The sequence below is a fragment of the Pedococcus sp. KACC 23699 genome (assembly GCF_045348425.1).
Lineage (GTDB): Bacteria > Actinomycetota > Actinomycetes > Actinomycetales > Dermatophilaceae > Pedococcus.
This window is the reverse complement of the sequence record NZ_CP157483.1, coordinates 4,060,499-4,074,720: the sequence shown is the minus strand read 5'-3', so window position 1 is coordinate 4,074,720 and position 14,222 is coordinate 4,060,499. Positions and strand designations below refer to the sequence as shown.

Here is a 14,222-nt window from a genome sequence, read left to right as displayed (position 1 = left end):
TCGTCAGGGCCCGGGCGACGACTGAGCGCCGGGTACGGGTGGCGGCACGGGTCGCAGGCGCCGGCGCTTCACGATGCTCGTGCCGGTGACGACGCTCATCGGCTGTACGTCCCGGGCCACCACGGTCCCTGCACCGATGACCGATCCACGACCGATCGTGACGCCGGGCGTGATCGTGGCACCTGCGCCGACCCAGACGTCGTCCTCGACGACGATCGGCGCGTGGGTGATGAAGTCGTAGCGCTCGTCGAGCTCGACCGGGTGCCCGGCCGTCGTGAGCGTGACGCGTGGACCGATCAGGACCCGGTCCCCGAGTGTGATGCCCCCGAGGTCGAGGAAGTAGCAGCCCTGGTTGATGAAGACCCGATCACCGAACGAGGCTCCCAGACCGTGGTCGCAGTAGAACGGTGGCAGCACCGTCAGCGAGTCGGGGACCGATGCCCCGAAGATCTGCGTGAGGAGCTCTCGACGTTGCTCCAGGTCGTCGAACGCCAAGGCGTTGAGGCGTGCCGTCAGCCCCATGACCACACCGACGCGTTCGGCGAAGGCCCGCGACTCGGTGGTGCGGTTGGCCATCCGTCGTTCAGTGCGCACGCGCCGATCGTGGCACGGCGACGACGTCGTGTCCGTTGCGACGCCCCGACGGCTTCACTCCCACGGGATGAGCTCCTCGGAGATGATCACGAGTCCGGCGCCGGAGGACGTGGTCCTGCGCGTCCGCGGTGTGCGCGGTGTGCCCGGTGCGCGGGGTGCGCGGGGCACGCTGGTGAGTCGTCCGGGTGGGCTGGAACCGGCTGCCTCGGGGTGGGCGAGCTCGTGGTCGGAGGGGAGTGCGGTGTCGGCCCAGCTCATGGGTCCGCCGGATGGCGGGTGGTAGGTGCCGGGTGGGATGGGCGGGTCGCCGGCTGGTGGTGGTGCGGTTTCGTCAGGCCGTGGTGGTCGGATGGGTAGGCCGTGGCGGTTGGTGACGGTCAGTCCGTCGGGTCAGTCGGGGTCGCCGGTGATGGTGTAGTCGCCGCGGTCGATGCCGTCGTGGTGTCTGGTGCACAGACAGATCTGGTTGCCGGTGTCGGTGGCGCCGCCGTCGGCCCAGGCGGTGAGGTGGTGGATCTCGACGAAGGCGGTGTTGGTGGTGGGGCAGCCGGGGAACCTGCAGCCGCGGTCGCGGTCGGTGATGAGGCGGCGGGAGCGTTCGGGCAGGATCCGCATGGCCCGGCCGACGGAGACCGGTCGGCCCTGGGTTTCCCAGACGGGTTGGACGATGCCGTCGGACAGGAACCGGCCGAGCAGCCGCATCGGGATGGCGTGCCCGCCGGTGGCCCACGCGCCGTTGGTGTCCAGGTGCAGGTAGACGCGGTAGTGCGCTGCCCGTGAGGTGGAGGTGATGGTGTCCAGCGAGCGGGATGCCATCTCCTCGAGGGCATCGGCATAGGTCGGCAGCGCGGCGTGACGATGCTCGATCGCGGTTGGGGTGGGGATGGTGTCGTTGGTGTCCGTCGAAGCGGAGCGGCGGCGGGTGAACAACGCGTCCTTGGCTTCCTTGACTGCTTGCTCGACCAAGGCTCCGATGGTGGCGGGGGCGGAGTAGCGCAGCTGGAACCGGCCGTCGGCGTCGTACGACATGGACAGGTCCGGCTTGGCGCACGCCCGGTCCTGTGCGGCGGACGCGCGGGCTGCCTCGTGCTCTTGCTGGACCTGGATCCGCGGATCCAGCGCAGTCTCAGCAGTTGTGTGGTCAGTGGTCGTGTCCTCAACGAGCGTGTGGTCTGGAGTGGGGTCGGCCGGGAAGGCGTGCATGCGGACCGCACGGCGCAGCTGGGGCACAGTCGCCTCCCGGGCGAAAGCCGTCAGCGATCGTTGGTGGGAGGCGGGGACGTGCCGGGCCAGGACGGCGACCTGGTCCAGGGACAGCTCCCCGGCGTCCAGGGCGGTCGCGGCGTCGGTGAGCTCGGCTCGTCGACGGGCGACCGCCACGATGTCGGCGGCGTGCGCCGAGGACAACCCGGCCCGGATGACGAGGTAGTGCTCGGGGGACGTGAACCCGCCTTCGCCCCAGTGCCGGCCGGTCATCACCTCGTCGATGATGTCGACCAGCTCGGCCTGGGCGCGGTTCAACCGACCCGCCACTGTCGCGGTCCGGTCCCACAGGGCACGGTTCCGCACACCCCAACCACCACCCGGACCTGTGTCCGGGAGCGCTGTGAGGGGGCTGGTCGACATACCCAAATCGTACAGGTGTTCGAATGAACTCGAAAGAGTTGTCCACATCCCAGCCGCCCGAATTCGCTGACAGCAGAACCCCATTGGGGCACTCCGCGCCGCAGCGTCCGCAGCCCCAGCGGCACGGCGCGGCGCACCATACGGTCGCACCTAGACTGGTCGCCGTGTCGATCCAGAACATCCGCCTCTTCGGTGACCCGGTGCTGCGCACCCCCGCCGAACCCGTCGTCGACTTCGACCGTGAGCTGCGCCAGCTCGTCAAGGACCTCACCGAGACGATGATGGACGCGCCGGGTGCCGGCCTGGCCGCACCACAGATCGGTGTGGGACTGCGGGTCTTCACCTACTGGATCGACGGCGAGCTCGGCCACCTCGTGAACCCTGACCTCGCCCTGTCCGAGGAGATGCAGGACGGTGACGAGGGCTGTCTGTCGTTCCCGGGGATGAAGTTCCCGACTCCGCGGTCGCTGCGCGTGGTGGCCAAGGGCTTCAACCAGTTCGGCGAGCCGGTCCTCCTCGAGGGCTCTGAGCTGATGGCCCGCTGCATCCAGCACGAGACCGACCACCTCGACGGCATCCTGTTCATCGACCGGATGGACCGGGAGCAGCGCAAGCTCGCGATGCGGGCCATACGCGAGGCGCAGTGGTCCGGCGAAGCCGCCCCCACCGTCAAGGTCAGCCCGCACGCGACGTTCGGCAGGAGCCTGTGAGCCTGCGACTGGTCTTCGCGGGCACCCCCGAGGTCGCGGTCCCGGCCCTGTCCGCCCTGCACGCCTCGGACCACGAGGTCGTCGCTGTCGTCACGCGCCCCGATGCCCGAGCAGGCCGTGGCCGTGGGCTCGCTGCGTCGCCGGTGCGGCAGTGGGCCGAGGAGCACGACCTCGAGGTGCTCACCCCCGCCCGACCCGGCGAGGACGACTTCCTGGAACGGTTGCGCGAGCTCGAGCCCGACGTGTGCCCCGTCGTGGCCTACGGCGCCCTCATCCCGCGCGTGGCCCTCGACGTCCCGCGCCACGGCTGGGTCAACCTGCACTTCTCCCTGCTCCCCGCATGGCGCGGCGCTGCCCCGGTGCAGCACGCGATCATGGCCGGTGACGAGATGACGGGCGCCTCGACCTTCCGCATCGAAGAGGGCCTGGACACCGGCCCCGTGTATGGCGTCATGACCGAACGCATCCGACCCACCGACACCTCGGGCGACCTGCTCGGTCGGCTCGCCGAGGGTGGTTCGGGCCTGCTCGTGGCCACGATGGACGGCATCGAGGACGGTTCGCTGAAGCCTGTCCCGCAGGGCGCCGAGGGCGTCTCGCTCGCGCCGAAGATCGGGGTGACCGACGCGCAGGTGCGTTGGGACCGGCCGGCGATCGCGGTCGACCGGCTGGTCCGAGGCTGCACGCCGGCACCCGGTGCGTGGTCGACGTTCCGCGGCGAGCGCGTCAAGATCGCCCCGGTGGCCCTGACGGAGTCCGACGCCCCGGTAGGGCTGGCCCCCGGCGAGGTCGTCGCCGGCCGGCGTGAGGTCTGGGTCGGCACGGCGAGCACCCCCGTGGTGCTGGGGCAGGTGCGCCCGCACGGCAAGAAGGACATGACCGCGGCCGACTGGGCCCGCGGCGTACGCATCGCACAGGGAGAGTGCTTCACCATGGTCGAGGCGCAGGCATGAGTGACACCGGGTCCGACGGCGGCCGACCGGGCGGTGGCGACCGGCGCAGCGGCGGCCCGCGCCGCAACGCCCAAGGACGTCAGCGGCCCGACCGCGCCCACGGCGGACGCGAGCGCTCGGTCCAGAAGCCCAGCGAGCGCGGCCGCACCAGCGACCCCCAGCGGTTGGCCGCCTACACCGTGATGCGCGCCGTCGCCGACGGCGCCTACGCCAACCTCGAGCTCCCGCGGGTGTTGCGCGACAAGGACATCCGCGGTCGCGACGCCGCGTTCACCACCGAGCTCGTGTATGGCGCGGTGCGCATGCACGGCTTGTACGACGCCATCATCGCTGTCGCCGCAGCCCGGCCGATCTCGAAGATCGACGAGAACGTCGTCGACACGCTGCGCCTCGGCGCCCACCAGCTGCTGGGGATGCGCGTGCCGACCCACGCCGCCGTCGACGAGACGGTGGCGCTGGCGCGCAAGGTCAACGGCGCCGGTGCCGCGGGCTTCGTCAATGCCGTGATGCGCCGCATCAGCGAGCGCGACCTCGACGAGTGGCTGGCCGAGGTCGTCCCGGCGGACGGCGACCTCACGACCCAGCTGTCGGTCGAGCACTCCCACCCGGAATGGGTCGTCAAGGCGCTGCGGGCAGCCCTGCTCGGCCACGGTGCGGCAACCGCCGACACCATCGACGAGGAGCTCGCTGCCCTCGTCGCGTCGGACAACGCTCCCGCCAAGGTCTCGCTCGTGGCACGTCCCGGTCTCAGCAGCGTCGACGAGCTGGTGGGCGACGGTGCTGAGGCGTCGTGGCTCTCACCGGTCGGGGCGGTGCTCCCGGGAGGCGACCCGGGCGCCATACGGGCGGTGCGTGAGGGGCGGGCCGCGGTGCAGGACGAGGGCTCCCAGCTCGTGGCGCTCGCCCTCGCGTCGGTCCCGGTGGACTGCGACGGACCCGAGCAGTGGCTCGACCTGTGCGCCGGCCCCGGAGGCAAGGCGGGGCTCCTGGCCGCGCTCGCGCTGCAGTCCGGCGCCGACTTCACCGCCAACGAGGTGAGCGACCACCGGACCGAGCTGGTGCGCCAGACGCTGCGCCCGGCGTTCCTGCAGGCCGGCGCCCAGGGCCGGAGCATCGAGGTCCGCACCGGCGACGGTCGGTTCTACGGCGAGGACGAGCCCGGTCGCTACCAGCGGGTCCTCGTCGACGCACCGTGCACCGGGCTGGGCGCCCTGCGCCGACGCCCCGAGGCGCGGTGGCGGCGGACCCCGGCAGACCTCGCGGACCTCGGCAAGCTCCAGCGCGAGCTGCTGGCGTCGGCCATCGACGCCACGGCGCCCGGGGGAGTCATCGCCTACGCGACCTGCAGCCCGCACCTGGCCGAGACCCAGTTCGTCGTCCGCGACGTCACCCGCAAGCGCGCCGACGTCGAGCTCGTCGACGCGCGACAGCATGTCCGCGACGCCTCGGGCGAGCTGGTGGACCTCCCCGGCGATGGGGAGACCGTGCAGCTGTGGCCGCACGTCCACGGCACCGACGGCATGTTCTTGGCCCTGCTCCGCAAGGCCTGACCCGAGCAGCCGCGAGGCTTGACGCGAGCTGCGCTCAGGCGTCGAGCCCGGCCAAGACCGACCGCAGCTCGGCCAGCGCCGGCTTGGCGCCCAGCTGCTCGTGGTCGGCGATCGCCTCGTGCAGGAGCCGGCGGCCGGTCTCCCGGTCGCCGAGCTGGAGCGCGACCAGCGCTGCGGCGCGGGCGAGCACGGCGTCCAACGGCGGCGACTGGCAGCGGGAAGCCTGCTCCTGGGCGAGGGCGAGGTGCTTCCCCGCCTCCAGGCCGTTGCCGAGGGCAGCCTGCACCGTCGCAGCCAGGGCATGCGCCTCGGCAAGGGCGACGGGTTCGTCCGGTCGAGACTGCAGACCCTCCAACCCGGCGTTCACCAGGGGAAGGGCCTCAGCGACGGCGCCGGTCTCGACGCGCATCCGTGCGATCAGCAGGGTGCACAGGGCGGCGTCGAGCTGGGCGGCCTGGGCGCTGGATCCCGCGAAGGTCGCCCGGGCGGTCCGGGCCAGGCGTTCGCCCTCGGTGAGGTCGCGCCGGCGCAGGCGCAGGTCCGCGAGCAGTCGCAGCCGTGCTGCCTCCTCCATCGGGTCCGCGGCGGCTGCGGCCAGCAGGTCCTCGGCCACCGTGTCCTCACCGGCCTCGACGGCCGCCTGCGCGCGCAGCCGGCTGAGCGGTCCCTGGGGCGGGTGGTGCCCGAGCATCCGCGCGACCTCGCCGTAGCGGCCCATGCCGATGAGGGCGCTGGCCCGCAGGGTCGAGGCGGTCGGGGCCGTGCCGGCAGGAGGCAGGTAGGTGCCGTCGTCGGCAGACGTGGCGAGCAGGTCCAGCGCCAGGCGGAACCGACCGCTGCGCACCGCGCTCGTCGCCTGGGCCAGCCGCGCCGGGTCCAGCAGCGGTCCGGGCTGCAGGTCGTGGTCGAGGACCTGCTGGTGGTGCCCGGCCGTCAGCAGCTCGTCGATCCTTGTGAGCAGCCCCTGGCGACGGCGGGTCCGCGCCATCACGAGACCGAGACCGAGCACGCACGCGAGCATCGGCGCCCACACCCACATCATGGCGCTGATCATGCCCGTGGTGGGCGGCTCGGAGGTCGAAACCGGCGTTGACTGACCGTTAGGGTGAGCGCCGTGCAGATCTCGCCCAGCATCCTGTCGGCCGACTTCGCCAACCTCGAGTCCGAGCTGGCTCGCATCCGCAACGCGGACTGGGCTCACGTCGACGTCATGGACGGTCATTTCGTCCCGAACCTCACCCTCGGACTGCCCATCGTCGAAGCCCTCGCGCGCGTCAGCCCGATCCCGCTGGACTGTCACCTCATGATCGAGGACCCCGACCGCTGGGCACCGCAGTACGCCGAGGCCGGCGGCTCGTCGGTCACCTTCCACGTCGAGGCCGCGGCCGACCCGCGTGCGGTGGCCAGGTCCATCCGCGCCGCCGGTGCGCGCTCCGGTATGGCGCTCAAGCCGGGGACCGCGTTCGCGCCCTACGAGGAGCTGCTCGGCGACCTCGACATGGTGCTGGTCATGACTGTCGAGCCCGGGTTCGGCGGGCAGTCGTTCATGGCCGACCAGATGCCGAAGGTTGCCCAGGTCCGCGAGGCCGTCCGCCGACGAGGGGGCGAGGTGTGGGTGCAGGTCGACGGGGGAGTCTCGGCCGCCACGATCGAGCAGTGCGCCGAGGCCGGTGCGGATGTCTTCGTCGCCGGGTCCGCCGTGTACGGAGCCCAGGACGCGGCGGTCGCGGTGGACGAGCTGCGCGCGCTCGCCACCGCTCACCAGCACTGACCGCATTCCCGGCCCTCCGGTGAGGACCGTCACGCGGACTGCGGCTACGCGCACCGGTGCGCACGCTGGCATACTGGGGAGCACGTGCTCCGGGGTCGGTGCAATTCCGAACCGGCGGTGACAGTCCGCGACCCGGCCGCAGCCAGCGGCCGGTTGACCTGGTGGAACTCCAGGACCGACGGTGAAAGTCCGGATGGTAGGCAGCACGCAAGGCAGGACCCTCGGTCCTGCCCGGTGGTGGCGACGTCCCACGTCGCAGCCCCCGGGCACCCGTCGACCCTGCACGCACGTCCCCCGGAGCTCGACCGATCGGTCTCGAGCACGAGGGCAGGACGATGCAGCAGCAGCACGACGGAGTCGGCGGGGCCGACAGGGATGTGACGTGGATGCGCCGCGCCCTGGAGCTGGCCGCCCGGGGACGGCGACCCGACCCCAACCCGCGCGTCGGCTGCGTCCTCGTGTCGGCCGCCGGCGAGCTGGTCGCCGAGGGCTGGCACCGGGGAGCGGGAACCCCCCACGCCGAGGTGGACGCGCTGGCGCAGGCAGGTGAGCGTGCCCGCGGGGCCACCGCCTACGTCACGCTCGAGCCCTGCAACCACACGGGCCGCACGCAGCCGTGCGCCCAGGCGCTGCTGTCGGCCGGGGTGACCCGCGTCGTGCACGCCCAGTCCGACCCCAACCCGCGCGCCGCCGGCGGTGCGGACGTGCTGCGCAGTCACGGGGTGGACGTCACGAGCGGGGTCCTGGAGCAGGAGGCCATCGACCTCAACGCCACGTGGACCCACCTCGTCACGACCGGCCGCCCCTGGGTGACCTGGAAGCTCGCCTCGACCCTCGACGGTCGCAGCGCCGCCGCCGACGGGACGAGCCAGTGGATCACCGGGCCGGTCGCCCGCGACGACGTGCACGCCCAGCGAGCCCGGTGCGGTGCCGTCATCATCGGCACCGGCACCGCCCTCACCGACGACCCGCGGCTGACGGCACGTCGCGCGGACGGCACGCTCTTCGAGGACCAGCCGCTGCGGGTCGTCGTGGGGGAGCGCGACCTGCGGCCCGGCGCTCGCGTCCTCGACGACAGCGCGCCGACGTGGCACCTGCGGACGCGCGACCCGAAAGAGGTCCTCGCCCGGCTCGCCGACGAGGAGATCCACCACGTCTGGCTCGAGGGCGGGCCGACGATGGCGGCGGCGTTCCTCGCGGCGGGGCTCGTCGACGAGGTCGTCGCCTACGTCGCTCCAGTCTTCCTCGGCCGAGGGCGCCCTTCCGTGGGCGACCTCGGCATCACCACCATCGCCGACGCCCTGCGCCTCGAGCCGACCGACATCACCGTCCTCGGCACCGATGTGCGAATCACCGCTTCCCTGAAGGAGATCCACTGATGTTCACCGGAATCGTCGAGGAGCTCGGCCAGGTGGTCGGGCTCGACTCCGGCGACGACTCGGCCCGGCTCACCGTGAGCGGTCCGCTCGTGACGACCGACGCCGTCCACGGCGCCTCGATCTCGGTGAACGGCGTGTGCCTCACCGTCGTCGAGCACGGCGGGGGAGAGTTCACCGTCGACGTCATGGCCGAGACGCTGCGCCGGTCCAGCCTCGGCGCCCTGGTGCCCGGCGCCAGGGTCAACCTCGAGCGGGCGATGCCGGCAAGCGGCCGCTTCGGGGGGCACGTCGTCCAGGGCCACGTCGACGGCACCGCGACCATCACCCAGCGCATCCCCGGCGACCGCTGGGAGGTGGTGGGATTCACGCTCCCGCCCGACCTCGCCCGGTACGTCGTCGAGAAGGGGTCCATCACCGTGGACGGGGTGAGCCTCACCGTGGCCTCCGTCGACGACACGTCCTTCACCGTCTCGCTCATCCCGACCACGCTCGACCTCACCACGCTCGGCCACAAGGACGTCGGTGACCCGGTCAACCTCGAGGTCGACGTCATCGCCAAGTACGTCGAGCGGCTCATGACCCAGCCCACCCAGGAGGACCACGCATGAACGTGCTCGAACGGCTCTTCGAGGCCCAGCTGACGATCGGCTCCCAGCAGATCCTGTGGCGCGAGGTCGTGGGCAACGCCTTCGGGTTCGCCTCGGCCATCGGGGGCATGCGGCGGCGCGTCTGGGCGTGGCCGGTGGGCATCGTCGGCAACGCGTTGCTCTTCACCGTCTTCTTCGGCGTCGCGTTCTCGAACCCGCAGCACACCACGCTCTACGGCCAGGCCGGGCGCCAGGTCTTCTTCATCATCACGAGCATCTACGGCTGGTGGCGGTGGCGGCAGGTGCGCCGGGTCAACCGCGCCGAGGGCACCGACCGCCCCGCGATCACCCCTCGCTGGGCGACCTCCCGGGAGCGGCTGGCCTACCTCGGATTCTGGCTGGTCGGGGTCGTGGTGCTGCAGTGGGCCTTCTCCGCGATCGGTGCCGGGTTCCCGGCGCCGCGCTGGTACTTCTGGTGCGACGCCTGGATCTTCGTCGGGTCCATCGTCGCGACGTACGCGATGGCTCGCGGATGGAACGACTTCTGGCTCGCCTGGATCGGTGTCGACCTCGTGGGGGTGCCGCTGCTGGTGCACTCCAAGTTCTATCCGTCCGCCGTCCTGTATGCCGTGTACGGCGGCCTGGTCGTCTATGGCTTCTTCGTGTGGCTCAAGGCGTCCCGCGAGGAGAGCAGCCCCGAGCGCGAGCTGGTGGAGGTCGGGGCATGAGCCGGCTGTCGACGATCGAGCAGGCGCTCGAGGCGCTGCGGGGAGGTCGGCCGGTCCTCGTCACCGACAGCGAGGACCGCGAGAACGAGGGTGACGTCGTCCTCGCCGCGCAGACCCTCACCGACGAGTGGCTGGCGTGGACCATCCGACACACGAGCGGTTACCTCTGTGCGCCCGTGACCGGCGCCGACGCCGACCGGCTCGGGCTGCCGCTCATGGTCGCCGACAACCGTGACCCGCGGCGGACCGCCTACACCGTCACGGTGGATGCCGCCGAGGGCGTGACCACCGGCATCAGTGCGGCAGACCGGGCCCGGACCATCCGCCTGCTCGCCGCGCCGTCGTCGACGGTGGAGTCGTTCGTGCGACCAGGGCACGTGATCCCGTTGCGGGCCAAGGACGGCGGTGTCCTCGAGCGGCCCGGCCACACCGAGGCCGCCGTCGACCTCTGCCGACTGGCCGGGCTCGCCCCGGTGGGCGCCATCGGGGAGCTGGTCAACGACGACGGCACCATGATGCGGCTGCCCGAGGTCCTCGAGACGGCCGAGCGTGCGGACCTCCCCGTCGTGACGATCGCCCAGCTCATCGCGTGGCGCCAGCGCCACGACCGGGTCAGGCGGTTGGCCGACACCGAGCTGCCCACCGCGCACGGGACCTTCCGCGCCGTCGGCTACCGCGACGTCCTCAGCGGTGCCGAGCACCTCGCGCTGGTCAGCCCCCGCGGCCTGGTCGGGCGAGCACCGTTGGTGCGACTGCACTCCGAGTGCCTCACCGGTGACGTCTTCGGCTCGCAGCGCTGCGACTGCGGCCCCCAGCTCGAGCGCGCCATCGAGCGAGTCGCCGCCGAGGGGGGCGCCGTCGTCTACCTGCGGGGCCACGAGGGTCGCGGCGTGGGGCTGGTGTCCAAGCTCCAGGCCTACGGCCTGCAGGACCAGGGGCTCGACACCGTCGACGCCCAGGTCGAGCTCGGACTGCCCATCGACGCCAGGGAGTATGCCGCCGGTGCGGCAGTGCTCGTCGACCTCGGGATCGACGCGGTGCGGCTCCTGACGAACAACCCGCTCAAGGTCGAGGCGCTGCGCGAGCACGGCATCGAGGTGCCGGCCGTCGAGCCGATCAGCATCGCGCCGCTGCCGACCAACGAGGCGTACCTGCGCACCAAGCGCGACCGGATGGGGCACCGCCTCGTCATCGACGGCACGGACCAAGGAGCATCGGCATGACGGGGACAACGGCATGAGCGGCCACGGAGCACCGACGATCGCGGTCGACGGGACAGGCCTGCGGGTGGCCGTGGTCGCCTCCTCGTGGCACGACGTCGTCATGGACGGGCTCGTGGCGGGGGCGGTCCGTGGCCTGGCCGATGCCGGGATCGAGGACGCCGCCGTGGTGCGCGTCCCCGGGACCGTCGAGCTGAGCGTCGCCTGCGCCCGCCTGGCCCCCACGCACGACGCCCTCGTGGCGCTCGGTGTCGTCATCCGTGGCGGCACGCCGCACTTCGACTACGTCTGCTCGGGGGTGACCACCGGGCTGACCCAGGTCAGCACCAGCACCGGGGTGCCGATCGGGTTCGGGGTGCTGACCTGCGACGACGAGCAGCAGGCGCTCGGCCGGGCGGGACTTGAGGGCTCCACCGAGGACAAGGGTCACGAGGCCGCCACGGCCGCCGTCGCCACCGCCGTCACCCTGCGCGACCTCCACGTCTGACAGGGGGACTCCACACCCGCTTTGCGCGGGCGCCGTTGCCCGTGACTACGCTCAGTCGGTGACTGACAACGCGATGCGACGGGCCCTGGCCCGGGCCAGGGACGGCAAGGCCCTCGACGGTTCGGAGGCGTTGGTCCTGCTCGGCGCCCGTGGTGACGACCTCGAGCAGCTGTTCACCTCGGCGAGCCGTGTCCGCGACGCGGCCATGGTCGCTGCCGGACGACCCGGGGTCGTGACGTACTCGCGCAAGGTGTTCATCCCCTTGACGCGGTTGTGCCGCGACCGTTGCCACTACTGCACGTTCGCAACGGTCCCCGGTCGTCTCCCGGCGCCATACCTCTCGCCCGACGAGGTGCTGGAGATCGCCCGGGCCGGCGCGGCGCAGGGCTGCAAGGAGGCGTTGTTCACCCTCGGTGACCGTCCCGAGGACCGCTGGCCGGCCGCCCGTGAGTGGCTGGACGCGCACGGGTACGACGACACGTTGTCCTACGTGCGCGCCATGTCGATCCGGGTGCTCGAGGAGACCGGCCTGCTGCCGCACCTCAACCCCGGCGTCATGTCCTGGTCGGACCTGCAGCGGCTGAAGCCGGTCGCCCCGTCGATGGGGATGATGCTCGAGACCACCTCGCGGGCGGTGTTCGAGGAGCCCGGGGGAGCGCACTACGGCTCGCCCGACAAGGACCCCGCGGTGCGCCTGCGCGTGCTCGAGGACGCCGGCCGGGTGGGGGTGCCGTTCACCACGGGCATCCTCGTCGGCATCGGTGAGAGCGCCCAGGACCGCGTCGACAGCATCCTCGCGATCCGCCACGTGGCACGGGAGTTCGGCACCGTCCAGGAGTGCATCGTCCAGAACTTCCGCGCCAAGGACGACACAGCGATGCGTTCGACGCCCGACCTCGGGGCGGAGGAGTACCTCGCCACGATCGCCGTCACCCGGCTGCTGCTCGGGCCCACGGTCACCGTGCAGGCGCCCCCGAACCTGTCCGAGCCAGCCGAGGTCGCCCGGCTGCTGGCCGCCGGGGTGGACGACTGGGGTGGCGTCTCCCCGGTCACGCCCGACCACGTGAACCCCGAACGTCCCTGGCCCGAGATCGAACGGCTCGAGCAGTGGACCGCCGAGTCGGGGCTGCAGCTGGCCGAGCGCCTCACCGCCCACCCGCGTTTCGTCCGCGGCGGGCTCTCCGGCGACGAGCCGTGGTTCGACCCGCGGGTCCGGCCGCACGTCGCCGCCCTCGCCGACCCGGTGACCGGCCTCGCCCGCGAGGGAGCCACTGCGACCGGTATGCCGTGGCAGGAGCCCGACGGCGGCGTTGCCGACCTCGGGGTGGGATCGGGACGCACCGACCTCCACGCGAGCATCGACACCACCGGCCGCACCGCCGACCGCCGCAGCGACTTCGACCAGGTCTACGGCGACTGGGACGAGGTCGCGACCCGCATCGACGCGAGCGCCGCGGTCCTGCCGAGCGACGCCCGGTCGGCCCTCGCGCGCGCCGAGGCGGACCCGTCCGGCCTCTCGGACGCCGACTACCTCACGCTCTTCACCGCCGACGGCGCGGACCTCGAGGCCCTGACGTCGCTGGCCGACCACCTGCGGCGCGAGGTCGTCGGTGACGACGTCACCTACGTCGTGAACCGCAACATCAACTTCACCAACGTCTGTTACGTCGGCTGCCGGTTCTGCGCCTTCGCCCAGCGCAAGACCGACGCCGACGCGTACACGTTGTCGCTGGAGGAGGTCGGCACCCGGGCAGCGGAGGCCCAGGCGCTCGGCGCCACGGAGGTCTGCCTCCAGGGCGGGATCTCCCCGGACCTCAAGGCAGGTGCCTACGCCGACATCGTCCGCGCGGTGAAGTCTGCGGCACCCGGCATCCACGTGCATGCGTTCTCTCCCATGGAGATCGCCACGGCGTCGGCCAAGCAGGGCGTCTCCGCCCGCGCGTGGCTGGAGGAGGTCAAGGACGCCGGGCTCGACTCCATACCGGGCACGGCCGCCGAGATCCTCGACGACGAGGTGCGCTGGGTCCTGACCAAGGGCAAGCTCCCGGCCGACCAGTGGCTCGAGATCGTCGCCACGGCGCACGAGCTCGGCATCCCGAGCAGCTCGACGATGATGTACGGCCACGTCGACCACCCACGCCACTGGGTCGGGCACCTGCGTCGGTTGCAGGAGCTGCAGGACCGTACGGGCGGCCTGACGGAGTTCGTCCCGTTGCCGTTCGTGCACACCAACGCACCCGTCTACCTCGCCGGCCTCGCCCGACCGGGGCCCACGCTGCGCGACAACCGCGCCGTCCACGCCGTCGCGCGGCTCATGCTGCACGGCCGGATCGACCACGTGCAGACCTCATGGGTCAAGCTCGGTGTCGAGGGCACCCGCGCGATGCTCACCGGCGGGGCCGACGACCTCGGCGGGACGCTCATGGAGGAGACCATCAGCCGGATGGCGGGGTCCGAGCACGGGTCCGCCAAGACGGTGGCCGAGCTCACCGAGATCGCCGGCGGCATCGGGCGACCGGTCCGGGAGCGCACGACGACGTACGGCGCGCCGGCTCGGACCGTCCCGGCCTGACCGGTTCCGCCCGCGGTCCGGCTCGCGGTCCGGGTTCGGCCGGGG

At 72.3% G+C, this 14,222-nt stretch carries 14 protein-coding genes and 1 riboswitch; of the genes, 10 read left to right on the top strand and 4 right to left on the bottom strand.

Annotation, left to right across the window (positions count from 1 at the left end; genetic code table 11):
* Window positions 1–3 precede the first annotated feature (3 nt).
* The 3 genes from ABEG17_RS19145 to ABEG17_RS19135 all read right to left on the bottom strand — a co-directional run bounded on the left by ABEG17_RS19145 (window position 4) and on the right by ABEG17_RS19135 (window position 2,220).
* A complete protein-coding gene (locus ABEG17_RS19145; RefSeq protein ID WP_406831082.1) occupies window positions 4–594 on the bottom strand; it encodes a sugar O-acetyltransferase in 591 nt (196 codons plus the stop codon).
* A 54-nt stretch (window positions 595–648) separates the two neighbouring features.
* A complete protein-coding gene (locus ABEG17_RS19140) occupies window positions 649–852 on the bottom strand; it encodes a hypothetical protein (protein ID WP_406831081.1) in 204 nt (67 codons plus the stop codon).
* Window positions 853–984: 132 nt separating this feature from the next.
* Window positions 985–2,220 carry an HNH endonuclease gene (locus ABEG17_RS19135; RefSeq protein ID WP_406831080.1) on the bottom strand — a complete coding sequence of 412 codons (1,236 nt, stop codon included), beginning with the start codon at window positions 2,218–2,220 and terminating at the stop codon, window positions 985–987.
* A gap of 164 nt (window positions 2,221–2,384) precedes the next feature.
* Between ABEG17_RS19135 and def the strand changes: the two genes are divergently transcribed.
* The 3 genes from def to ABEG17_RS19120 are packed head-to-tail and all read left to right on the top strand — an operon-like array spanning window position 2,385 to window position 5,433.
* On the top strand, window positions 2,385–2,930 hold the full coding sequence (gene def / locus ABEG17_RS19130; RefSeq protein ID WP_406831079.1) for a peptide deformylase: 546 nt from the start codon (window positions 2,385–2,387) through the stop codon (window positions 2,928–2,930).
* 2 nt (window positions 2,931–2,932) lie between these two features.
* Window positions 2,933–3,883: a methionyl-tRNA formyltransferase gene (gene fmt, locus ABEG17_RS19125; protein WP_406833238.1), complete on the top strand. Its 951-nt coding sequence runs from the start codon at window positions 2,933–2,935 to the stop codon at window positions 3,881–3,883.
* Window positions 3,880–5,433, top strand: a complete 1,554-nt coding sequence (locus tag ABEG17_RS19120) for an RsmB/NOP family class I SAM-dependent RNA methyltransferase (protein ID WP_406831078.1) — start codon at window positions 3,880–3,882, stop codon at window positions 5,431–5,433. Before fmt ends, ABEG17_RS19120 begins: the two co-directional genes overlap by 4 nt.
* Window positions 5,434–5,467: 34 nt before the next feature.
* Here ABEG17_RS19120 and ABEG17_RS19115 read toward each other — a convergent pair whose 3' ends face one another.
* Complete coding sequence (locus ABEG17_RS19115) at window positions 5,468–6,475, bottom strand: hypothetical protein (protein WP_406831077.1); 1,008 nt, start codon at window positions 6,473–6,475, stop codon at window positions 5,468–5,470.
* Between the two features lie 72 nt (window positions 6,476–6,547).
* Between ABEG17_RS19115 and rpe the strand changes: the two genes are divergently transcribed.
* From rpe to ABEG17_RS19080, 7 genes are all read left to right on the top strand, one after another.
* A complete protein-coding gene (gene rpe, locus ABEG17_RS19110) occupies window positions 6,548–7,204 on the top strand; it encodes a ribulose-phosphate 3-epimerase (RefSeq protein ID WP_406831076.1) in 657 nt (218 codons plus the stop codon).
* 80 nt (window positions 7,205–7,284) lie between these two features.
* Window positions 7,285–7,415: riboswitch (FMN riboswitch) on the top strand.
* A gap of 124 nt (window positions 7,416–7,539) precedes the next feature.
* A complete protein-coding gene (gene ribD / locus ABEG17_RS19105) occupies window positions 7,540–8,583 on the top strand; it encodes a bifunctional diaminohydroxyphosphoribosylaminopyrimidine deaminase/5-amino-6-(5-phosphoribosylamino)uracil reductase RibD (protein WP_406831075.1) in 1,044 nt (347 codons plus the stop codon).
* On the top strand, window positions 8,583–9,191 hold the full coding sequence (locus ABEG17_RS19100) for a riboflavin synthase (protein ID WP_406831074.1): 609 nt from the start codon (window positions 8,583–8,585) through the stop codon (window positions 9,189–9,191). The genes ribD and ABEG17_RS19100 overlap by 1 nt, the downstream gene beginning before the upstream one ends.
* Complete coding sequence (pnuC, locus tag ABEG17_RS19095) at window positions 9,188–9,898, top strand: nicotinamide riboside transporter PnuC (protein WP_406831073.1); 711 nt, start codon at window positions 9,188–9,190, stop codon at window positions 9,896–9,898. The genes ABEG17_RS19100 and pnuC overlap by 4 nt, the downstream gene beginning before the upstream one ends.
* Window positions 9,895–11,121 carry a bifunctional 3,4-dihydroxy-2-butanone-4-phosphate synthase/GTP cyclohydrolase II gene (locus ABEG17_RS19090; protein WP_406831072.1) on the top strand — a complete coding sequence of 409 codons (1,227 nt, stop codon included), beginning with the start codon at window positions 9,895–9,897 and terminating at the stop codon, window positions 11,119–11,121. Before pnuC ends, ABEG17_RS19090 begins: the two co-directional genes overlap by 4 nt.
* 13 nt (window positions 11,122–11,134) lie before the next feature.
* Window positions 11,135–11,605, top strand: a complete 471-nt coding sequence (gene ribH / locus ABEG17_RS19085) for a 6,7-dimethyl-8-ribityllumazine synthase (protein ID WP_406831071.1) — start codon at window positions 11,135–11,137, stop codon at window positions 11,603–11,605.
* Between the two features lie 58 nt (window positions 11,606–11,663).
* The gene (locus ABEG17_RS19080; RefSeq protein ID WP_406831070.1) at window positions 11,664–14,177 is read left to right on the top strand and encodes a bifunctional FO biosynthesis protein CofGH; all 2,514 of its coding nucleotides are present in this window, start codon (window positions 11,664–11,666) and stop codon (window positions 14,175–14,177) included.
* Window positions 14,178–14,222: the final 45 nt, after the last annotated feature.

What these genes read in the sequence shown, in the direction of transcription:
- ABEG17_RS19140 (WP_406831081.1), bottom strand. Translation starts at nt 852, where the DNA reads ATGAGCTGGGCCGACACCGCACTCCCCTCCGACCACGAGCTCGCCCAC.
- ABEG17_RS19135 (WP_406831080.1), bottom strand. Translation starts at nt 2,220, where the DNA reads ATGTCGACCAGCCCCCTCACAGCGCTCCCGGACACAGGTCCGGGTGGT.
- ABEG17_RS19120 (WP_406831078.1), top strand. Translation starts at nt 3,880, where the DNA reads ATGAGTGACACCGGGTCCGACGGCGGCCGACCGGGCGGTGGCGACCGG.
- ABEG17_RS19115 (WP_406831077.1), bottom strand. Translation starts at nt 6,475, where the DNA reads ATGATGTGGGTGTGGGCGCCGATGCTCGCGTGCGTGCTCGGTCTCGGT.
- ribD (WP_406831075.1), top strand. Translation starts at nt 7,540, where the DNA reads ATGCAGCAGCAGCACGACGGAGTCGGCGGGGCCGACAGGGATGTGACG.
- ABEG17_RS19100 (WP_406831074.1), top strand. Translation starts at nt 8,583, where the DNA reads ATGTTCACCGGAATCGTCGAGGAGCTCGGCCAGGTGGTCGGGCTCGAC.
- pnuC (WP_406831073.1), top strand. Translation starts at nt 9,188, where the DNA reads ATGAACGTGCTCGAACGGCTCTTCGAGGCCCAGCTGACGATCGGCTCC.
- ABEG17_RS19090 (WP_406831072.1), top strand. Translation starts at nt 9,895, where the DNA reads ATGAGCCGGCTGTCGACGATCGAGCAGGCGCTCGAGGCGCTGCGGGGA.
- ribH (WP_406831071.1), top strand. Translation starts at nt 11,135, where the DNA reads ATGAGCGGCCACGGAGCACCGACGATCGCGGTCGACGGGACAGGCCTG.